Annotated in this window: 3 protein-coding genes; 2 read left to right on the top strand and 1 reads right to left on the bottom strand. The window is 67.7% G+C overall.

Features of this window, described 5'->3' with window-relative positions; translation table 11 throughout:
• On the bottom strand, positions 1–187 hold a 187-nt coding region (locus AC1DQP_RS20290; protein ID WP_478052403.1), incomplete at its 3' end, for a hypothetical protein.
• Here AC1DQP_RS20290 and AC1DQP_RS20285 point away from each other — a divergent pair.
• Together AC1DQP_RS20285 and asd are read left to right on the top strand one after the other, a co-directional pair.
• Entirely contained in the window at positions 153–803 is a 651-nt protein-coding gene (locus tag AC1DQP_RS20285; RefSeq protein WP_256774612.1) for an SCO family protein, read from the top strand. The two genes, AC1DQP_RS20290 and AC1DQP_RS20285, sit on opposite strands and share 35 nt — an antisense overlap.
• On the top strand, positions 800–1,615 hold an 816-nt coding region (asd, locus tag AC1DQP_RS20280), incomplete at its 3' end, for an archaetidylserine decarboxylase (RefSeq protein WP_478052402.1). The genes AC1DQP_RS20285 and asd, both read left to right, overlap by 4 nt.

The raw sequence follows: 1,615 nt of genomic DNA, 5'->3' as shown, positions 1-1,615 counted from the left end.
TACTTGCAGCGTGCCCCGCAACCCCACCCGTGCCGGCGCCGCCTCCGATCGCTGCACCAAGGCTTCGGCTTCGGCTTCGGCTGCGGCCCAAAAAACCCAACAGCGCCGCCACCACCCCTATCATGGTGGCCCCTTCCGGGAACGGGCTTTCCATGTTCAATCGCAACGCAGGCATCATCTTGCTCATCGCGCTGGCCGCCGGCCTTGGCCTGGTCGCCGCGCAGAAAGTGTTCGCGCCCACGCCGACCAGCGACCGGCCCGCCACCGAATCGATCACCTTCTACCCCCAGCCGCGCCCGCTGCCCGACTTCAACCTTGGCCAGTCCGACGGCACCCGCCTGATCCCCGGCGAGCTCAAGGGCCACTGGACCCTGGTCTTCCTCGGTTTCACCTTCTGCCCCGACGTCTGCCCCACCACCCTGGCCGACCTTGCCAAGGCGCAGAAACAATGGGAAGCCCAGCCCGAATCCCTGCGCCCGCGCCTGGTGTTCATCTCCGTCGATCCCGAGCGTGACACCCTCGCCCGCCTCGGCGAGTACGTGCACGCCTTCCACAAGGACACCCTGGCCGCCACCGCCGATGTGCCCTCGCTGGAGCGCTTCGCCACGTCGCTCGGCTTCGTCTTCCAGAAAGTACCCGGCAAGCACTTCGACGAGAATCCCGAGGACTACACCCTCGAGCACTCGGCCAGCCTGGCCGTGCTGGACCCGGAGGGCAGGCTTGCCGGCCTGATCCGCCCTCCCTTCAATGCGCAGGCCATTGCCCGCGACCTGCAGATGCTGACCGAGAAGACCGCACCATGAGCCTGACCACCACGCTGAGCTACGTCCTGCCGCACCGTCTGCTGTCCTCGATGGCGCGACGCCTGGCGTATTCCAGCAACCCGCGGATCGCGCGCTGGCTGATCGACACCGTCACCGAGAAGTTCGGCGTCAACCTCGCCGAAGCGGCCAACCCCGATCCGCGCAGCTACGCCACCTTCAACCAGTTCTTCACCCGTGCGCTCAAGCCCGGCGCCCGCGTACCGTCGTCCGATCCGCGCACGCTGGTGATGCCCGCCGACGGCCGCATCAGCCAGCTCGGCGCGATCGAAGACGGCCGCATCTTCCAGGCCAAAGGCCAGTCGTTCACCGCCGCCGAGCTGCTCGGCGACGCCGCCGATGCCGAGGTCTTCCGCCACGGCCTGTTTGCCACCGTGTACCTCTCGCCCAAGGACTACCACCGCGTGCACATGCCGTGGACCGGCACCCTGCGCGAGACCGTGCACGTGCCCGGGCGCTTGTTCAGCGTCGGTCCGGCGGCGGTCAACAAGGTGCCGGGGCTGTTTGCGCGCAACGAGCGCCTGGTCTGTCACTTCGATACCGACTTCGGCCCGATGGTGTCKGTGATGGTCGGTGCGCTGCTGGTGTCGGGCGTGGAAACGGTGTGGGGTGGCGAAGAGATTCCCGCCTACGGCGACACCATCACCCGCAAGGATTACCGCGGCAAGGGCATCACGTTGGAGCGGTTCGCGGAAATGGCGCGCTTCAATTACGGCTCCACGGTGATCGTGCTGCTGCCGCCGGGCGTGGCCGAGTTCGCCCCGCATCTGGATGCCGAGCACGCCGTGCAGCTG

It is taken from the genome of Stenotrophomonas sp. P5_A8, assembly GCF_056400545.1.
Note: the sequence above shows the minus strand (reverse complement) of the source record. Positions and strands in the feature narration are given on the sequence as shown.

Bases quoted from the DNA above. Each gene is read 5' to 3' on its own strand.
- AC1DQP_RS20285 (WP_256774612.1), top strand. From the start codon at position 153: ATGTTCAATCGCAACGCAGGCATCATCTTGCTCATCGCGCTGGCCGCC.